The 18,435-nt window shown below is 35.5% G+C and carries 14 protein-coding genes, 1 tRNA gene and 5 pseudogenes; 4 read left to right on the forward strand and 16 right to left on the reverse strand.

Going from position 1 to position 18,435, the window contains the following annotated elements; all coding sequences use genetic code 11:
* The first annotated feature begins 61 nt into the window (after nt 1-61).
* The gene (gene fsa / locus AABM58_RS05015) at nt 62-706 is read left to right on the forward strand and encodes a fructose-6-phosphate aldolase (protein ID WP_338406558.1); all 645 of its coding nucleotides are present in this window, start codon (nt 62-64) and stop codon (nt 704-706) included.
* 184 nt (nt 707-890) lie between these two features.
* On the opposite strand, the gene AABM58_RS05020 is transcribed toward fsa, so the two are convergent.
* The 5 genes and pseudogenes from AABM58_RS05020 to purH form a co-directional block, all read right to left on the reverse strand.
* Nucleotides 891-2,063, reverse strand: coding sequence for an NADH-quinone oxidoreductase subunit D (locus AABM58_RS05020; protein ID WP_338406559.1), 1,173 nt, complete (start codon nt 2,061-2,063; stop codon nt 891-893).
* Between the two features lie 71 nt (nt 2,064-2,134).
* A pseudogene (locus AABM58_RS05025) lies at nt 2,135-2,961 on the reverse strand (IS5 family transposase).
* Between the two features lie 112 nt (nt 2,962-3,073).
* A complete protein-coding gene (gene gpmI, locus AABM58_RS05030) occupies nt 3,074-4,594 on the reverse strand; it encodes a 2,3-bisphosphoglycerate-independent phosphoglycerate mutase (protein ID WP_338406560.1) in 1,521 nt (506 codons plus the stop codon).
* 33 nt (nt 4,595-4,627) lie between these two features.
* Nucleotides 4,628-4,699: transfer RNA gene (locus AABM58_RS05035), tRNA-Asn, on the reverse strand.
* Nucleotides 4,700-4,815: 116 nt separating this feature from the next.
* Nucleotides 4,816-6,327 carry a bifunctional phosphoribosylaminoimidazolecarboxamide formyltransferase/IMP cyclohydrolase gene (gene purH / locus AABM58_RS05040; RefSeq protein ID WP_338406561.1) on the reverse strand — a complete coding sequence of 504 codons (1,512 nt, stop codon included), beginning with the start codon at nt 6,325-6,327 and terminating at the stop codon, nt 4,816-4,818.
* Nucleotides 6,328-6,469: 142 nt separating this feature from the next.
* Here purH and AABM58_RS07940 point away from each other — a divergent pair.
* Nucleotides 6,470-6,599 (forward strand): annotated as a pseudogene (locus AABM58_RS07940) (WPE palindromic element domain-containing protein); the annotation flags it as partial.
* Between the two features lie 86 nt (nt 6,600-6,685).
* On the opposite strand, the gene fmt reads toward AABM58_RS07940, so the two are convergent.
* From fmt to AABM58_RS05070, 5 genes are all read right to left on the reverse strand, one after another.
* Nucleotides 6,686-7,585 carry a methionyl-tRNA formyltransferase gene (fmt, locus tag AABM58_RS05050; RefSeq protein WP_338406563.1) on the reverse strand — a complete coding sequence of 300 codons (900 nt, stop codon included), beginning with the start codon at nt 7,583-7,585 and terminating at the stop codon, nt 6,686-6,688.
* A 12-nt stretch (nt 7,586-7,597) separates the two neighbouring features.
* Entirely contained in the window at nt 7,598-7,963 is a 366-nt protein-coding gene (rplT, locus tag AABM58_RS05055; RefSeq protein WP_015589254.1) for a 50S ribosomal protein L20, read from the reverse strand.
* Between the two features lie 20 nt (nt 7,964-7,983).
* A complete protein-coding gene (rpmI, locus tag AABM58_RS05060; protein ID WP_015589253.1) occupies nt 7,984-8,190 on the reverse strand; it encodes a 50S ribosomal protein L35 in 207 nt (68 codons plus the stop codon).
* Nucleotides 8,191-8,288: 98 nt separating this feature from the next.
* Nucleotides 8,289-8,732, reverse strand: coding sequence for a PAS domain-containing protein (locus AABM58_RS05065; protein ID WP_338406564.1), 444 nt, complete (start codon nt 8,730-8,732; stop codon nt 8,289-8,291).
* A gap of 322 nt (nt 8,733-9,054) precedes the next feature.
* The gene (locus AABM58_RS05070; protein WP_338406565.1) at nt 9,055-10,098 is read right to left on the reverse strand and encodes a hypothetical protein; all 1,044 of its coding nucleotides are present in this window, start codon (nt 10,096-10,098) and stop codon (nt 9,055-9,057) included.
* A 236-nt stretch (nt 10,099-10,334) separates the two neighbouring features.
* Here AABM58_RS05070 and alaS point away from each other — a divergent pair, with 236 nt between their 5' ends.
* Nucleotides 10,335-12,980, forward strand: a complete 2,646-nt coding sequence (gene alaS / locus AABM58_RS05075; RefSeq protein WP_338406566.1) for an alanine--tRNA ligase — start codon at nt 10,335-10,337, stop codon at nt 12,978-12,980.
* A 19-nt stretch (nt 12,981-12,999) separates the two neighbouring features.
* Here alaS and AABM58_RS05080 read toward each other — a convergent pair.
* Nucleotides 13,000-13,171 (reverse strand): annotated as a pseudogene (locus tag AABM58_RS05080) (IS481 family transposase); the annotation flags it as partial.
* On the reverse strand, nt 13,164-14,501 hold the full coding sequence (locus AABM58_RS05085; RefSeq protein ID WP_338406905.1) for an IS110 family RNA-guided transposase: 1,338 nt from the start codon (nt 14,499-14,501) through the stop codon (nt 13,164-13,166). The gene AABM58_RS05085 and the pseudogene AABM58_RS05080, both read right to left, overlap by 8 nt.
* A gap of 408 nt (nt 14,502-14,909) precedes the next feature.
* On the opposite strand from AABM58_RS05085, the gene AABM58_RS05090 reads away from it, so the two are divergent.
* Nucleotides 14,910-15,332, forward strand: coding sequence for a reverse transcriptase N-terminal domain-containing protein (locus AABM58_RS05090; RefSeq protein ID WP_338406567.1), 423 nt, complete (start codon nt 14,910-14,912; stop codon nt 15,330-15,332).
* A 234-nt stretch (nt 15,333-15,566) separates the two neighbouring features.
* On the opposite strand, the pseudogene AABM58_RS05095 reads toward AABM58_RS05090, so the two are convergent.
* The 4 genes and pseudogenes from AABM58_RS05095 to ispG form a co-directional block, all read right to left on the reverse strand.
* Nucleotides 15,567-16,393, reverse strand: a pseudogene (locus AABM58_RS05095) (IS5 family transposase).
* Between the two features lie 193 nt (nt 16,394-16,586).
* A pseudogene (locus AABM58_RS07880) lies at nt 16,587-16,715 on the reverse strand (helix-turn-helix domain-containing protein); the annotation flags it as partial.
* Between the two features lie 79 nt (nt 16,716-16,794).
* Nucleotides 16,795-17,025 carry a hypothetical protein gene (locus AABM58_RS05105; protein WP_338406568.1) on the reverse strand — a complete coding sequence of 77 codons (231 nt, stop codon included), beginning with the start codon at nt 17,023-17,025 and terminating at the stop codon, nt 16,795-16,797.
* 111 nt (nt 17,026-17,136) lie between these two features.
* Complete coding sequence (ispG, locus tag AABM58_RS05110; protein WP_338406569.1) at nt 17,137-18,417, reverse strand: flavodoxin-dependent (E)-4-hydroxy-3-methylbut-2-enyl-diphosphate synthase; 1,281 nt, start codon at nt 18,415-18,417, stop codon at nt 17,137-17,139.
* Nucleotides 18,418-18,435 lie beyond the last annotated feature (18 nt).

The following is an 18,435-nucleotide window of genomic DNA, read 5'->3' on the forward strand; positions in this document are numbered from 1 at the left end:
CAAGAGGAGGGCGTTTGGATGACAAGATTTTGCAAGGGTATTTTTTTTATGGGAGATTAATATGGAAATTTTTCTTGATAGCGTTGATTTAAATGAAATTAAAGAACTAAAGGAGTTCATTGACGGCATAACAACTAATCCTTCTTTAATAGCAAAGTCCGGGCGTAAAGATAAATACGAGGATTTAGTGCGTGAAATATGCTCTATTATCAAGGGGCCTGTTAGTGTTGAAGTTGTTGCAGATAGCCATGAAGAGATGGTTAAAGAAGGCCTTAAGTTAGCGAAAATCGCTGATAATGTTGTGGTAAAATTGCCCCTTACATATGAAGGATTAATTTCTTGTAAAAAGTTGTGGACAGAGCATAAAATACCTGTTAATATCACATTATGTTTTTCTCCTGGACAAGCACTGCTTGCCGCTAAGGCCGGTGCTTGTTTTATTTCTCCCTTTGTTGGTCGTCTTGATGATATAAGCTATGATGGCTTATCGCTCATAGAAGATATATGCACTATATATTCTAATTACGGGTTTGATACTAAAGTTCTTGTTGCATCAGTGAGAAGCCCAGCACATGTAATAGAAGCTGCAAGGATTGGTGCTGATTCAATTACTGTTCCAGCAAAAGTACTTAAACAATTAATTAACCACCCGCTTACTGACCAAGGGCTAGCAATATTTGAAAAAGACTGGGGTGCAAAACAATAAACGGTTACAAATGTAAAGATTGGCAAGTTTAGGGTATCTGTTTAGGAGAGCGGCAAATAAGGTAAACTTGGAAAAAGAGAATGAAAGTTTAAAAGCAGAAAATAAGGCTATAAAGATAGAGGACGCTGAATTAAAGGAATGGCAATGAATTTGTACAATTTTTGATAGAAGATCATCAGTTGAGTTACCTATCAATCTCACCAAAAACTATATCGAGTGAGCCAATAATTGCTGCAATATCAGCAAGCATATGTCCTTTTGCCATGAAATCTAAGGCTTGTAAATGTGCGAAGCCAGGTGCTCTTATTCGGCATCTATAAGGTCTATTGGTACCATCTGAAACTATATATACTCCAAACTCGCCTTTTGGTGCCTCAACAGCAGCATAAGTCTCACCTTCTGGTACATGATATCCTTCTGAGTAAAGTTTAAAATGGTGGATCAGAGCTTCCATAGATTTTTTCATCTCCGCTCTTGGCGGTGGAGAAATTTTTCTATCTTCAGTTTTTATTGGGCCTCCAGGCATCTTCTCTATACATTGCTTAACCAAACTAATAGACTGTCTAATCTCTGCCATTCTAACTAGATAACGGTCATAACAATCGCCATTTTGGCCAATAGGTATATCAAAATCCAGTTGATCATATATCTCATATGGCTGGCTTTTTCGCAAATCCCAAGCAAGCCCAGCAGCACGTAGCATTGGTCCACTAAAGCCCCAATCAAGTGCTTGCGCTACTGATATTTCACTGATTCCTACGGTGCGTTGCTTCCATATCCTATTTTCTGTTAAAAGCTCATCAACATCGTCTATATACTTTGGAAATTGCTCTATAAACTTTGCAATATCCTCAATCAAGCCTTCTGGAATATCTGCTGCAATTCCACCTGGCCTTATGTAAGCTGCGTGAAATCTTGCACCTGAAGCTCTTTCGTAAAATTCCAATATTTTTTCTCTTTCTTCAAAGAGCCATAAAAGAGGAGTCATTGCTCCAACATCAAGTGCTTGAGAAGAGACATTCAGTAAATGATTTAGTATTCTCGTCAATTCACAAAATAAAACACGCAAGTATTTTGCCCTAATTGGTACTTTACATTGCAACAATTTCTCCACACATAGTGAATATGCATGCTCTTGTGACATTGGTGATACATAATCAAGACGATCAAAATAAGGCAAAGCTTGAAGATACGTTTTGTGTTCTATTAATTTTTCAGTGCCACGGTGCAAAAGCCCAATGTGAGGATCAGCTCTTTCAATCACTTCGCCATCCATCTCTAAAACAAGACGCAACACTCCATGTGCAGCTGGGTGTTGAGGTCCAAAATTTAACATCATTGTCTTTAGATCGGGCATATTTGACAGCTTAAGATATTGAAATTGTATAGGCTAAAGTGCGCTTAAAGTCAATAGACTTCTTTCAAAATTCATGTATGGAGCTCAAAATTGTGAATTGCAGCAATCAAATTAAACCTTAAACCAAAACGTTTTCGTCGGTTTCTATACCTGTCCGAGATGATTTTAAACCTTTTCAATAAGCCAATTACGTTTTCAACAATTGCCCTTTGGCTCATAAGTGCCCTGTTCTCTTTTTTTTGTTCTTTGCTTAACGGATTCTTTTTCATTTTCCTGTGCGGTAATACAACATTTTTGTGTATCTTCTGCATTCCCCTGTAGCCGGCATCAGCTAAGATTTTGGTGTCCGGTAATATTGCTACCTTTGATTCTCTAAACATCCGAAAATCGTGTTTTCTACCATTCGAGAAAGATGTGCATATGACTTTTTTACTCTTCTTCTCTGTTACTATTTGTGTTTTTATAGTATGCCTTTTTTTCTTTCCAGAGTAGAAGGGCTTTTGCTTTTTTTTGGTCTCTCTACTGGCGTTTCAGTTCCGTCTATTACTAAAACTTCATATTCTACATCACTCTTTAATAGCTCTTTTTTTCCTGGTAATGCAAAATCTGGATGTTTTATTAATATGTCTTCTACCTATCTTATTATTTTAAAACTGTTACTTTCACTCATGCCATAGCTTTGCCCAATATGAAAATATGTACGATATTCTCTTATATATTCCAGTGCCATAAGTAGCCTGTCTTCTATGCAAAGTTTACTTTTTCTTCCACTTCTAGCTTTTTTTCTTTTATCCTCCACTTCTAGAATTTCTACCATTCGCTCAAATGTTGCTTTTTTTACCCCTGTTAAACGTCGAAACTTTTCTCCTTCTAACTTTTCTATTTCCTTATATTTCATGCTTTCAAATACTTCATCTTACACTCCCTCTAACAATTTTGAAAGAAGTCTATTATCTTCTCATGCTTCCAACCAAGCAATAACTATTCATACCATCTGGGTAAGGTCAATTCTAGCTGGAATGACAGAGGGTAATGCAAGAAATCAACGAACTGCCTGTCATTTCATCCGGTTTCTTAATTCCAAGTAGCTGTAAAATAGTAGGGGCAATGTCAGATAACCTTCCGTCTCTTAGTTTTAGATTATTGCAAGACACAATAAATGGCACTTTATTTAGAGTGTGTGCTGTATGAGGTGTATTATTTTCTTCATCGAACATACATTCCACATTACCATGGTCTGCAGTGACAATTAACGCGGTGTTGCTTGACTTTTTAACAGCACTCAGCACTTTTGCAAGACAATCATCTACAGCTAGCACAGCTTTCTCGGCTGCTTTTATATTACCTGTATGCCCTACCATATCAGGATTAGCGTAATTTACAACTATCAGTGCGAATTCTTGGGAGTGAATTTTTTCTACAAGCTTTTCTGTGAGCTCGAAGGCTGACATTTCGGGCTGCAAATCGTAAGTTTGAACTTTTGGTGAGGGAATGAGTATTCTTTCTTCACCAGAGAAAGGTTCTTCTTTTCCACAATTGAAAAAGAAAGTCACATGAGCGTATTTCTCGGTTTCGGCGATACGTAATTGTCGTAATTTATTGTCTTCTATTGTTTGTCCTAGAGTATCAGCGAAAGAAGTAGGAGGAAAAATATAAGGAATTTTGAGATCTTCTTTATACTTCATCATACTTAAAATTGAAGAGAATTTTGCTACCTTAGCGTAATCTGTTTTGCCAAGCAAAATACTTGCTAATTGTATCATTCGATCAGCACGAAAGTTAGCCAACAGCACTCCATCTTCTGGTTTTATACCTTGATAGTCACCTATTACTGCGGGCCTAATAAACTCATCAGTTATGTTATTTTGATAATTTTCATCAATCAACGATACTGCATTATCATGACAAGGTGCCTTTGCAAATGCGATAGCCTCATAAGCTTCGATTGTTCTCTCCCACCGATTATCACGGTCCATAGCATAGTAACGCCCAGAAACAGTAGCAATTCTTGTGTCATTTCCCTTTATACTCTTTGTAAATTCTTGAATGCATTTTTTTCCTGAATTTGGCAATGTGTCTCTGCCATCTAAAAATGCATGTATCACCACTTTTATTCCATGCTGTGATATTTTATTTGCTAAAGTTGAAATATGCTTTTGATGCGAATGAACACCACCATCGGACACCAATCCCATTATATGGCATACTCCATTCTTACTTTTTAGATCATTAATAAAACTTTGTAGATTTACATTGTTTTCTATTGTTCCAATCTCTTGATTAATGCGCTGAAGGCTTTGTATTACCACTCTACCACTGCCAATATTCATATGGCCAACTTCTGAGTTACCTATTTGACCACCAGGTAACCCCACATCAGTTCCACAGGCGGATAAACTGCATTTTGGATAATTAGAGCTAATATATTGCCAACAGGGTGGATTTGCGTTGCTGATAGCATTGTATTTACTGCTTTCTACTCCATTTCCCCAGCCATCTAGTATACATAAAACGACTGATTTAATGCCCATATAAAATCAACACTAGAATTCAACAGAGAAGAGCTCCCCGGGCCGGATTCGAACCAGCGACCAATTGGTTAACAGCCAACTGCTCTACCACTGAGCTACCGAGGAATAAACCGTCTTTAATTTATCATATTGAGCGCTGATTGTAAACGGTTTTTGTATACAATTATGATCAAAGCAATGTTAAATGCGCGAAAAAGTGTACATTGACATGAGATACAAGCCTAATGAAAGAAACTGCGAACGCCAGTGAAAAACATAGCAATTTTATTTTCATTTGCAGCTTTTATCACATCTTGATCTTTCAGCGAGCCACCAGGCTGAATTATAGCTGTAATTCCATGTTTTGCACTTTCTACTATGCTATCTGGGAATGGAAAAAATGCATCTGAAGCAAGCACCGCACCTTTACATTTTTCACCTGCTTTTTTCACTGCAATGTTAACACTATCTATTCTGCTTGTTTGTCCTGCACCGATGCCAATAGCACAACCATCTTTTGCTATAACTATTGCGTTGGATTTCACATGCTTACATATTTTCCAGGCAAAAATAAGATCTTTTTTTTCTTTGTCTGTTGCAGTGCATTCTGTTACTTGTTCTGCTTTTATTGTGTGGTCATTATTTTCTTGCACCAAAAACCCACCAATAACATTTTTAGTTTGGTATTTCACATTTTGTTGAAAAGATTTATGAATAATCACTCTTAAATTTTTCTTTCTTTGTAAAATTTTTAGCGCCTCATTGTTTACTGATGGTGTTATCACAACTTCTAAAAATATCTCGTTTAATTTTTCTGCTAGCTTTAAATCTACCTCCCGATTTAAGGCAACTATACCACCAAAACTGCTTACTTCATCACACGATAGGGCCTTTTCATATGCCTCCAAAGCATTATCACCAACAGCAGCGCCACACGGGTTATTGTGCTTGATTATCACTGCTGCAGGTTCTTCGAATTCAGAAGTTATGTTAAGTGCGGATTCTATATCTACTATATTATTATAACTCAACTCTTTTCCATGTATTTTTTCCAACGGATATTTGGTAAATTGATTACTATAAAATGCAGCTTTTTGATGGGGATTTTCACCATACCTGAGTTCTTGCACTTTATGCCCGTACAGAGCGAAAAACTCTGGCAACTCATTATTTTTACTCTGTGATAAAAACCAACTGTGAATATTAGAATCATAGTGTGCAGTGAGAGCAAATGCTTTGGTTGCTAAATGTTTTCTATATTCCAATGTTGTTTTATTGTTATTTTTTATCATCTCAGCTTTTAGTGCTTCATAGTCTTGAATGCTAGAAATAACTGAAGTAAAACGAAAGTTTTTTGCTGCAGCTCTAATTAACGCCACTCCGCCGATATCAATTTGTTCTATAATTTGCTCTTCATTTGAGCTGCTACTTACTGTCTCCCAAAATGGGTATAGGTTAGTTATAAGCAGGTCTATTGGCTCAATTTCTAGATCTTGCACTTCCTTTTTGTGCTTTTCTCGATCATAAAGTATTCCTCCATGAATTTTAGGGTGTAAAGTTTTCACTCTACCACCCAGTATCTCTGGAAATTGTGTGTAATCTGAGACCTCTTGTGTTTTTATTCCTGCACTAGATAGCACTTTATAAGTATTGCCCGTTGAAAGAATTTCTATTTGTTGCTGCGTTAAAAACGATGCAAGATCAATTATATTCGTTTTATCGTATACTGATATTAAAGCTCTTTTTATTTTCATTTTTATATGGAAAGTTTTTTAAAATTATATCTAAGAAAAAGGAATTTGTCTATATATAGCTACTACGTCATACCGCCGCGGTATCCACAACTGTACGAACATTGTGATACAAGAGACCAAGAAAGATGTCATCCCAGTCTGGGATCCAGAAAACTTCACTTTAAATGAGCACACCAGGTGGCTGTACAATAGAAACTGGATTCCAGACTGGAATGACACCATCTACTACTCAAATTACCTGCAAATTGCAATGTTCGTACACCAAAACGCGGTATCTTGTTGTAGATTCCGCTAACAAGCAGCGGAATACCAAATTGTAGAAGTTGCTTTAGCCCTCCTAACCTTCCCTTCAAAGTAGTCATTCTATAAATTTTTTTACCATGCTTGATTTTAAGCCACGAATAAAATCTTCAATACTGCAAGGATTTCTTCCTTCCATTTGTACAACTTTAGGAATTAAAGTGCCACCTTTTAAACTTATGTGCATATTATCGTTAACAATCTCACCTTGTTCTGAAGCGAAAGCTTCAAAGTCAGCATCAAGTATCCTGATACGTTTATTCTCTATCTTGATAAACGCTTTTGGGTAAAACGCTTTAACCTTTCTATAAGCAACTTCACAAGCATCACTTGCATAAATTTTATAGTCTTCCACTTTGTCAGCGTAACATGCATCATTATCGTTCTGTTTTAAGGGAAGCTGTTTTTCAATTTCGTTTAGCACTTTCAGCAGTAAATCACTGCCTAGCTTAGATAATTTATCATGCAATGTCTTGTAATTATCGTTCTTTTCGATAAGAAATTTTTCCTGTTTTAAAATAGGGCCGGAATCTAATCCTTCATCCAATTGCATAATGCTAACCCCGGTTTCTTGGTCTCTTGCTAAAATTGTGTGCTGTATCGGAGCTGCACCGCGCCACCTCGGTAATAATGAAGGATGAATATTAATACAACCACATTTTGGAATATTCAAAATTTCTCTTGGGAGTATCAATCCATACGCAGCTACAACTGCAACGTCTGGTTTGAAATTTCTAAATTTTTCCTGCTCTGCCGAAAACTTTAGAGAGATAGGAGTACATACCTCTATGTTACTTTCTTCAGCGATAACATGTACTGGAGATTTCGTTGGCTTCTGTCCACGCCCTGAAGGTTTTGGAGCCTTGGTGTATACTGCTACTATTTTATTCTGTGATTTCAATAGTAAGTTTAGCGTACTAACAGCGAATTCTGGTGACCCCATGAAAATAATTCTCATGGTGTCTTTGCTTTAAGAATTCTCTGCTAATTTACCACTTACAGCTTCTACTAATTTGGCAAAATCATCCTTATAATTAACGGCCATCTCAGCAAGAATCTTTCTATTTAAATCAATGCCGGCAAGTGTAAGACCATGCATAAACCTACCATAAGTAAGCCCATGCTCTCTTACTGCTGCATTAATACGTATTATCCATAAACCACGAAAATCACGTTTACGATTTCTTCTGTCTCTATAAGCATATTGCAGTGCTTTTTCAACTCTTTGTAATGCAATTCTATAACAACTTTTTGCGCGCCCTCTATAACCCTTTGCCAGTTTCAATATTTTTTTATGACGAGCGTGAGTAGTGACTCCACGTTTTACCCGAGCCATTTTATTTTACCTCCATTTTATTAAATACCATAAGGCATATAAAGCTTAACTATACGCGAGTCAGATTTACCAAGAATCGTTGTACCGCGCTGATTACGAATATTAGATTTACTTCTCTTTACCATGCCATGCCTTTTGCCTGACTGAGTAGAAATGACTTTACCCTTAGCTGTAAGGTGAAAGCGCTTTTTGACAGAGGATTTGGTTTTTAATTTTATTTTCTTCATATTCTAAACAAATTTACAAGCATTACTATTGAGTTCTTTAATAGTAATTAAGTAGTAGTATAAATAATTTTATTAAAGAATCAAATTAAAATTGTATATCAAAGGAGTTTAAAAGTAATTACGCCCAATATATGTGTTATACCTTCTTTATTCCCAAGTGGCAACAATACTTGCCTCATTTTAACACTTTCACTTTCTTCCTCTTCGTTGATTGGACATTTACTCTCTATTACAGTATCAAGTTTATCAATAACTGCATCTATTTTATATAGTCGCAAAAATGGTGCATCAATTGCATACTTATTATCAATGCGCGTCTTGTTTTCAAAACCATAGAATTCAACAGCCTTTTCTCCTGCATTTTCACAAATATAACCTTGATCCTTGACTTCAATGATAAAACAATGCTGCCATGACTCCATTATTTCTGCAGTGTCTATTTCATGCCTTTCTGGCCAATCTCTGTCTGATCCTTTTATGTCACTCCAGTGTTGAGTCACCACATTTGCTATTCTTTTTTCTTTGCCTACATAAATTTCCATTCTAATTTCCACATATAAAATACAGATATGAGGTGAATTTATCGTGAATATATTGATTTTTTCTTACCACAAGGTGCATGCCACTAGAAGTTCTTGTACCGATTCCTATTTATAGAATAAACAATATGGGAAACAAGATTATACAAGGTAAATATAGCTAGTTGGTTTAGGGTAGCATTAACACCAAAATTATTAAATGAAAAAGTTGTGGATTTAGTAAAGGAAATATTAAAACAGGATATACAATTCTATTGATTTATTAAAGAATCCTGTATGTGAATTTTGGGGATGTTTAAAAAACATCCCCTAGTTTGGACAAGCGCTAATATTCGGTGCTAATTTGAGAAGATAGATGCGCTACTGATGTGGCATTGCTTACTTTGCTGAGCAAAGATTCTCTTTCCTTGTTCTCAGAAAGGCTTTCCGTCTCACCATTGCCTCTCTGTGCTTTTTCAATATCATAGCTACCTTCCCTATTTTTTCTGTGCCATATCAAATATCCTAATCCTCCAACAGCCCCTAAAACTAACATTCCCAATATACCACCAGCAACCCCTGCTGCTGATATTCTTATATATTGTCCTCCATTTATTTCCGGTAATTTAGGCCCTTCCACATCCGTACTATTAAATATAGGACGTTCTAATACTTCTTTTGACTTGTGATCAAAACGGGAAACACTACTTATATCTTCAGGTGTAATTCCATCACTAGCATTTGATCTTATTATTTCCTCTATTACGTCGTTGATCTCTTTGGTAGTTGCTTTGCTTGATGCAAAATCAAATAATTCTGGCTCTTGTTTTTTTAAAGGAGCTGGTTCCATAGTTACATATTCGCTATCTTCTTTCATCTGATAATCAACCACTTCAGTAGTAGATCCTCTCAATTGGTTAAAATTAGATGATTTTGTTGTTGTGCTACCAGCAGTGCTAGTACCTTCAGTGGTTTTTTGACTGTTCAGGTCACGAAGTGCTTTGATAAAAGGTGAGAATGTCTCATTACAGAATTCTTTACCATCATAGTATGTCCAGATTTCAAGTTTTTTTATGTTGTTAAATACATTGGTTAATAATTTATAACCTTCACTTCCTTGTTTGAAGGAACATAAATCTGTGCTTTGTTTATAATGAGAACCATTTTCTTTTTTTACCCAGCCATATGATCCAAGTCCTATAATATCACGATAGTTTTCCACTGCGGAAAGACGACCATTACCATTGCTGTGCTTAATAGCAAAGAACTCAACGGCACTATTATAACTTCCTTTAACCTGAAAGGACATATAATTATCAGATCGAGATGTAACTTTAATTTCTACTCCATTGTTTGTAATTGAATTATAAAACTTTTGAAGCTGATTCATTTGTAATGACCCTCTGGGCATTCTATACTCCTTAAATTAATTAATAAAATATTATTTGAATTAACAAATATTACTACATATATGATGGATAAATTATTTTAGTCTATAATTTTTATTAAAATTTTTATATAAGAATTATATATATTATACTAAATAATATATATCAATATTTAAATTGATGAATTGATTTTATTTCCATTGCAGCTTATTATGCATAGATAACCTCAGTAAAAACGATGAAGCTAAACGAAATCAGAAAAAGATTTATAAAATTTTTCGTAAGTAATGACCACAAGCAGGTTTCTTCTTCTCCTTTGATTCCAGAGCATGACCCAACGCTCATGTTCACAAATGCTGGTATGGTGCAGTTTAAAAATATTTTTACTGGTGCTCAAAAAACTGAAATGAAGCGTGCTGTTTCAAGTCAAAAGTGCCTAAGAGCAGGTGGTAAACACAACGATCTTGAAAATGTTGGCTATACAACTCGGCATCACACATTTTTTGAAATGCTCGGAAATTTTAGCTTCGGTGATTACTTTAAAGAAACCGCGATAGAATTCGCGTGGAAATTTATCACTAAGGAGTTGTCCCTCGATAAAAACAGACTATCCATAACCGTCTACCATACTGATGATGAGGCGTACGAGATTTGGCGTAAGATAAGTGGCTTTTCAAGTGATAAAATCATAAGAATTGCAACGGATGATAACTTTTGGAGTATGGGAAGCACTGGTCCGTGCGGTCCATGTTCTGAAATTTTTTATGACCATGGGAGTCCTAATTTACAAGAGGGCGATAGAATTGTTGAAATCTGGAATCTGGTATTCATGGAGTTTAACAAAGATGAAGAAGGTAATTTACACAAATTGCCAAAAAAATGCATCGATACTGGAATGGGCATTGAAAGAATAGCGGCTGTTATGCAAAACGTCCATGATAACTATGATATTGATCTATTTTCTGCTCTGATAAATAAATCTCAAGAGTATTGTGGAAGAACAGAAAATAAAATAGCGCATAAGATCGTAGCAGATCATCTTCGCGCGGCTGCATTTCTCATCGCAGAGGGGGTACTCCCTGGAAATGAGGGTAGGAATTACGTATTACGCAGATTAATTAGGAGAGCCGCGCGTTATATCCACCTGCTTGGATATAATGATTCCCTACTCCATCGCGTTTTTCCGGTGCTGATAGATAGCACGAGTTCGGCTTATATGGGGGATATTTATCCTGAATTGATCAGAGCTAAAAGCTTAATAGAAACGACGTTAAAATCAGAGGAAGAAAACTTTAAAGACACTTTGATGAAAGGCATTAGTCTATTGGAAAAATTCACTGCAGATTTAAAACCAGGTGACACTCTGCCTGGAGAATTAGCGTTTAAGCTATATGATACTTATGGATTTCCTTTGGATATTACACTTGATATTTTAAAAGAGAAAAAAATAAATTTTGACCAGAAGGGTTTTGATGATGCAATGGGAGAACAAAAAGAGAGAGCACGTGCTAAATGGGCTGGATCTGGTGAAAAATCTGTTGAGCAAGTATGGTTTGATTTGATCGATAAATTTGGCAAAACAAAATTTGTTGGTTATGAGTTCAATGAAGTAAATGATGCGAAAATACTAGCTATAGTTTCCTCTAAAAATGAAGTAATTGATTCTGCAAAGGAGGGAGAAAAGATAACCATTATACTTGATAAAACACCTTTTTATGGCGAGTCAGGTGGACAGGTGGGAGATACTGGAAGTTTTATTGTCATCTCAGTTGGGCCAGCGTCACGCGCTGGAATGACACAAGACCTAGGTGTAATCACAGTGGAAAATACCAATAAGGTTAATGACCTATGTTTGCACAGATGCATAGTTAAATTCGGTTCAATTTGTAAAGGTGACACAGTTACAGCAAGCATAGATAAGGAAAGAAGGCAAACCTTAAGGAGAAATCATTCAGCTACACACCTTTTGCACTTTGTATTAAGAAAAATCTTGGGTGATCATGTCACTCAAAAAGGTTCCCTAGTTGCACCGGATAAGTTACGATTTGACTTTAGTCATAACACTCAAGTTACTCAGGATCAGCTATTCTTAGTAGAAGATATGGTAAACTCTCTAATCAGAGAAAACCTTTCTACGTCTACAAAAATTCAGAGCATGAATCAGGCAATAGACGAAGGAGCTATGGCGTTATTTGGTGAAAAATATGGCAACCAAGTAAGAGTAGTGAAGATTGGAGATTCAAGGGAACTGTGTGGTGGCACACACGTTGAACATACTGGAGAAATTGGTTTGTTTAAGATAGTAACAGAGAGTTCTGTTGCTTTTGGAGTGAGGAGAATTGAAGCTTTAACTGGTCAGGAAGCAATCAATTATGTACGTGATAATGAAATTAACTTAAAAAAAGTTGCAGAATTTGTAAAAGCGCCAGTAAGTGAAATAATAAACCGATTAAATATTTTAAATCAAGAGCGCAAAGAATCTGAAGCTAAAATAAAAAATTTATATAAAAAACTTATAAGCGCAGAGAGCATAAAAAGTACTGAAATAAATGGAATAAATTTTGTAAGTCATGCTTTTACCAATATTCCAGCGAATATAATAAGAGAGTTTGTTTTGCAGCAACAAAAACCAAAAACGATAATAGCTTTCACGGCAACAGAAAAAGATAAAACAGTCTTGATTATTAAAGTAAGTAAAGACTTAGCTAATAAAATTAGTGCAAAAGAACTAGTATCAATAGCAGTTGAAAAAAACTGTAGTGGGAATGCTGAACTTGCACAAACAGGCTGTGATAGCAATAAAATAGATGATGCCATTACAGCCATTTATAGCAAAATAACAGCTTCTAAGCACTGTACGTCATACCGCCGCGGTATCTCTTAGCCGCTAACAAGTAGCGGGATCTGATATTGCCCACATAATAGGTATCTTGAGAACCCAAATAACCTGGATGTTGCGTCTCAATTTCACCATGAGCTTCCCTTTGTTCTTTCACTTTTTCTAAAGCTGCAAGTTGTTCTTCAGTTAAAATCTTGAGCTACTTTTGTCTCTAGTGCTTTAAGTCTTCTAAGAAACTTCCTTCATAATCAGATCTTTCTCCATCATAACATAACCAAATTCCTTTGCTTTTTTGATCAAATTTTTTATAATTTTCTCTTTATAGCGTTTTTCATAATATTCTATACCTCTTTCCACATACTCTTTCCCAAACTTTAGCATATTGTAAAAAGTGCATGCTATTTTTCTTGCTGTAGCGGTAATAGCTTTAGGAGTGCCCAATCGTTTTTTTAATCCCCTGCCGTATGCACCAAGTGCACTTTTACTGTTTAATGCAGAATTAGCTGCCATTCTAAACGCATCTGCAGCGCGATTAATTACTCTACGAGTTCTTGTTCCTATTACTTTCTCACCTGTTATTCTATTAGCAGGACTCAACCCTAACCATGAAGAAAAATGTTTTTCTGTTGGCCATTTATTAGGATTCATACCAACTTCTGAAATAATAGTTTGTATAGTTAATACATCAAGTCCAGGAATTCCCGTAAAATCAACACCTATCACTCGATACAATTCCCCATGTAATGCAAAGTTCGGCTTGTTTTTTGTAGATTTATTTTTTGCTTTACTACACTGTTTGTTTTCGTCAGGTTTTGTTTCAAATTTTTTATAATAGCATTCAATAGCTTTATCACATTCTGCTATTTCTTCTTGATATACATTATATAACTTAAATTCTTGCTTTAGTGTAAATAAGTGCTCCTCCCTATAGTCACCTGTTAATGCTTTTGCAATAGTAGACTTATTACTTTTTATCCTATAGTCTTTCAACTCAGCCAATTTATCAGGGTTACTCTCTCCTTCAATTATGGCCTTGATAATTCGCATACCAGTTGTACCAGTAATATCACTTATTACCTTATGTAATTGAAGGTTCATTTGAGACAATGCTTTTTGCATACGATTAATATGTATAGCTGCAGTTCTAATCAGGCTTTCTCGTTGTCTAATGTAACTGCGTAACACACAGATTTGATCATCTGGCCTGAATGATCCTTGAAGTAGCCCATAGCTATGTAATTGTTGCAACCATTGGCAATCTTGGACGTCTGATTTTCTACCAGGAACATTTTTTACATGTCGTGCATTCACCAATATTACGTCAAATCCATAAGACTCTAGTACCTGAAACGGAGGAATCCAGTATACTCCTGTTGATTCCATAGATACTGTTTTGATTCCACATTCTTTCAACCATTTTGCTAAATTATGCAGATCTTCTGTAAAACACCCAAACTTTTGAATTCTTTGCTTACTCCTTCCTTCAGGTACACATGCATAATGTACTTCCGAACCAATATCAATTCCTGCTGCATCAGGATTAATCATTTTTAACTCACCTTTCATTTTTTTCTTTTTTACTTTTTTCATGTTAATTTCCTCTTTATAATTTATAATAGAGAAGTGCTTCAGCTTGGAACGGTTAAATAATACACTCTTCTAATCGGGGTTATATACCACCAATGGTTCAACCGTTCCTATCCAAAACCATGCTAACGCACGGGCACTTAAAGCACCATTGACTTAGTGGATCATAACTGCAAAAGCACTCCTGAAAAATTATATCCAAAAACTTCCAGGTGTATAAATGATTATGATAATGAAGTTTCTTTTTTTGGTATAACACACACCGTGGGTCGGAGCTAACGTGAAACGATTTCATGGAACGGAGTAACCACATGGAAGCTCTTATTATCCTTTGTTTAAAAAGGATAACTAAGAAGGTGGCCCACTGAATGCTTCTATGTGGAGGGATTGTTTAAGAAGCTAATGCCTAAAGTAATATTTGGGATATGCAGAAGTAAACACTGTAGTTTGGAAGGTAAAGTTGTGAATAGTAGTGAATATGTCATGAGCCAACAAAATGTTAGGTATGAATGGAATGAAACTCCCTGGCGTAAGCTGGAGAAATCTTCATTTAAGCTACAAAAACGAATTTACCGAGCTTCTAAATGTAATGATATCAAGAAGATGCATAAACTTCAGAGATTATTACTAAAATCAACAAGTGCAAGAATGCTCGCTGTTAGGAGGGTAACTCAGGATAACAGAGGGAAAAAGACTGCAGGTATTGATGGAAAGTCTAATCTTAATAAAAAGGAAAGATTGCTATTAGCAAATTCTTTAAATATAAGAGAAAAGGCAAAGCCATCAAGAAGGGTATGGATTGTATATTAAGTCAAAGTCGCAAGACTATAATGAGCTAGCTGTCAATTGGATTGATTGGGTAGGGATCTTAGTACACTCCTAGCTAGAAAAAATGTAGTACGAACGGTAGGGGGATCTAAAAGATCGAATCACAATCCTGTTACATTATTATTACAAGCGTAAACCTGCCAAAAATCTACTATTACATAGTGATCAAGGTTCACAATATACTTTGCAAGGTTATCAATAGACTTCTTTCAAAATTCATGTATGGAGCTCAAAATTGTGAATTGCAGCAATCAAATTAAACCTTAAACCAAAACGTTTTCGTCGGTTTCTATACCTGTCCGAGATGATTTTAAACCTTTTCAATAAGCCAATTACGTTTTCAACAATTGCCCTTTGGCTCATAAGTGCCCTGTTCTCTTTTTTTTGTTCTTTGCTTAACGGATTCTTTTTCATTTTCCTGTGCGGTAATACAACATTTTTGTGTATCTTCTGCATTCCCCTGTAGCCGGCATCAGCTAAGATTTTGGTGTCCGGTAATATTGCTACCTTTGATTCTCTAAACATCCGAAAATCGTGTTTTCTACCATTCGAGAAAGATGTGCATATGACTTTTTTACTCTTCTTCTCTGTTACTATTTGTGTTTTTATAGTATGCCTTTTTTTCTTTCCAGAGTAGAAGGGCTTTTGCTTTTTTTTGGTCTCTCTACTGGCGTTTCAGTTCCGTCTATTACTAAAACTTCATATTCTACATCACTCTTTAATAGCTCTTTTTTTCCTGGTAATGCAAAATCTGGATGTTTTATTAATATGTCTTCTACCTATCTTATTATTTTAAAACTGTTACTTTCACTCATGCCATAGCTTTGCCCAATATGAAAATATGTACGATATTCTCTTATATATTCCAGTGCCATAAGTAGCCTGTCTTCTATGCAAAGTTTACTTTTTCTTCCACTTCTAGCTTTTTTTCTTTTATCCTCCACTTCTAGAATTTCTACCATTCGCTCAAATGTTGCTTTTTTTACCCCTGTTAAACGTCGAAACTTTTCTCCTTCTAACTTTTCTATTTCCTTATATTTCATGCTTTCAAATACTTCATCTTACACTCCCTCTAACAATTTTGAAAGAAGTCTAGTGATAAAGTTGTAATTTTGGTGCATGTAAAAGACAAGACTTAATCTGACAGTGATGAATTAGCTGACAGAAGAATTGAGGTAGTCAAAACTAATATCAGACTGTTGTTTAATGCTACTAATATTTTTCTGAAAAGCAAAATGCTTCTTCTCCTCCATTTTCATATAACTCCTTAAAGCGATAAAATGTATCTCTTGAGTATCCCATCACTTTGCATGCTTGAGACACATTTCCTAGTTGTTTTGCTAGTTCTCTAGCTTTGGTTTTAATATTTTTGTCTGTATTGTACTCATATCTAACACTCCTTTATTTTTAACTTACTTTTTTAAAGTGTCAGGTCAAGTCTTGTTTAATACAATTTATCACTAGTGCCTAAAGTGATCTCCTTTATCCTCTCATCTGCTAATATTTTTAATTTCTCCCCGTATCTATAATAATTTCGCTTTATAATGTATAATTCAGCAGCAGCATCATCATCTAATTTAGGGTAATATTCGTAATCGCAATTTTCTTCAATGCTTATAGATGATGCTAAAAGTGGAAATAGAATTAATAGTAAAATAAGTAAAAAGCTTTTCATACCAATTATTTAAACTCAATTGTGTTATAAATGTATTAATAACGAAAAAAGAAAAACAAGGTTTAATTTTCTTTTTTATTTGCGATTTATCTATTAATTAACCGTGAAAGGTTACGTGTAATGCTCCTTCACATAATTATCAATAATTGCCTTAAATTCTTCAGAGACATTATCACCTTGTAAAGTTTTGAAATATTTGCCGTCTTTGTAGACTGCTGAAACAGGTTTTTCTCCATATCCAGGTAAGCTGATTCCCAAATTTGCGTGTTTGCTTTCTCCAGGACCGTTTACTATGCATCCCATGACAGCAATGCTCATATGCTCTACACCTGGATTTTTTTTCTTCCATATCGGTATATGAGTTTTTATATAGCCATTCACCTCTTCAGTTAATATACGAAAACGATCGCTACTCGTGCGCCCACAACCAGGACATGAATTAACCTGAGGGTTAAAGTATTGCAAGCCTATAGACTGCAATATTTCCTGACACACCACCACTTCATTAGTACGCGATTCACCAGGACGTTGAGTCAAAGAAGCCCGTATTGTATCTCCAATGCCATTTTGCAATAAATAAGTAAGCCCTGCTGCGGTATTTACCACACCTTTATTGCCCATACCAGCCTCAGTTAAACCCAAATGCAGCGCATAATTGGAAGATTTTGCAAGTGCCATATAAACTAAAATTAAATCTTGTACTTTGCTAACTTTACATGAAATGATTATTTTGTTTGAATTTAGACCAATTTCTTCAGCTTTTTTTGCACTATCAAGAGCGGACATCACAAGTGCTTTGCGCAGTATAACGTCAGAAGGCCTTGAATTACTAAGCGAAGAGTTTTCATCCATCAATTTTTGCAAAAGGTATTTATCAAGACTACCCCAATTTACTCCAATTCTAACCGGAAGATCGTGCATTATTGCATACTCTATCACCCTTTCAAACTTCTCATCACGTTTGTCGCCAAAGCCTATATTGCCTGGATTGATTCTAATTTTACCCAGCATTTTGATGTTGTCTGGATAATCTTGAACTAATTTATCTAGCTCATACTGACCACAGCCTACCAATATTTTACCGTCAAAGCCTTCTTTATTTATCTCTTCTACTATATAAGGTATTGCCCTTGCTACTTCCTCTGAATTCAAAGCAATCCGTACTAACTCTGAACCTGCACGTGCTAGTTCTGTTATCTCTTTTGCATAATGTTTTGCGCTACTTTTTATATTATCAGAATCTATATGCACGCCAAGCGCCATAGATTGTACAACTATAGGATTATTTCCACCTATCTTTACTTTTCCAACTTCTACAACATGAGTTTTGTGCCTGGAAATCGGCGATAATTCATATGCATCATCATTCAATATCAGGTCTTTATCTAGCATATTATTAATGGCCAATAT

It is taken from the genome of Wolbachia endosymbiont (group A) of Longitarsus flavicornis (genome assembly GCF_963931955.1).
Classification (GTDB): domain Bacteria; phylum Pseudomonadota; class Alphaproteobacteria; order Rickettsiales; family Anaplasmataceae; genus Wolbachia.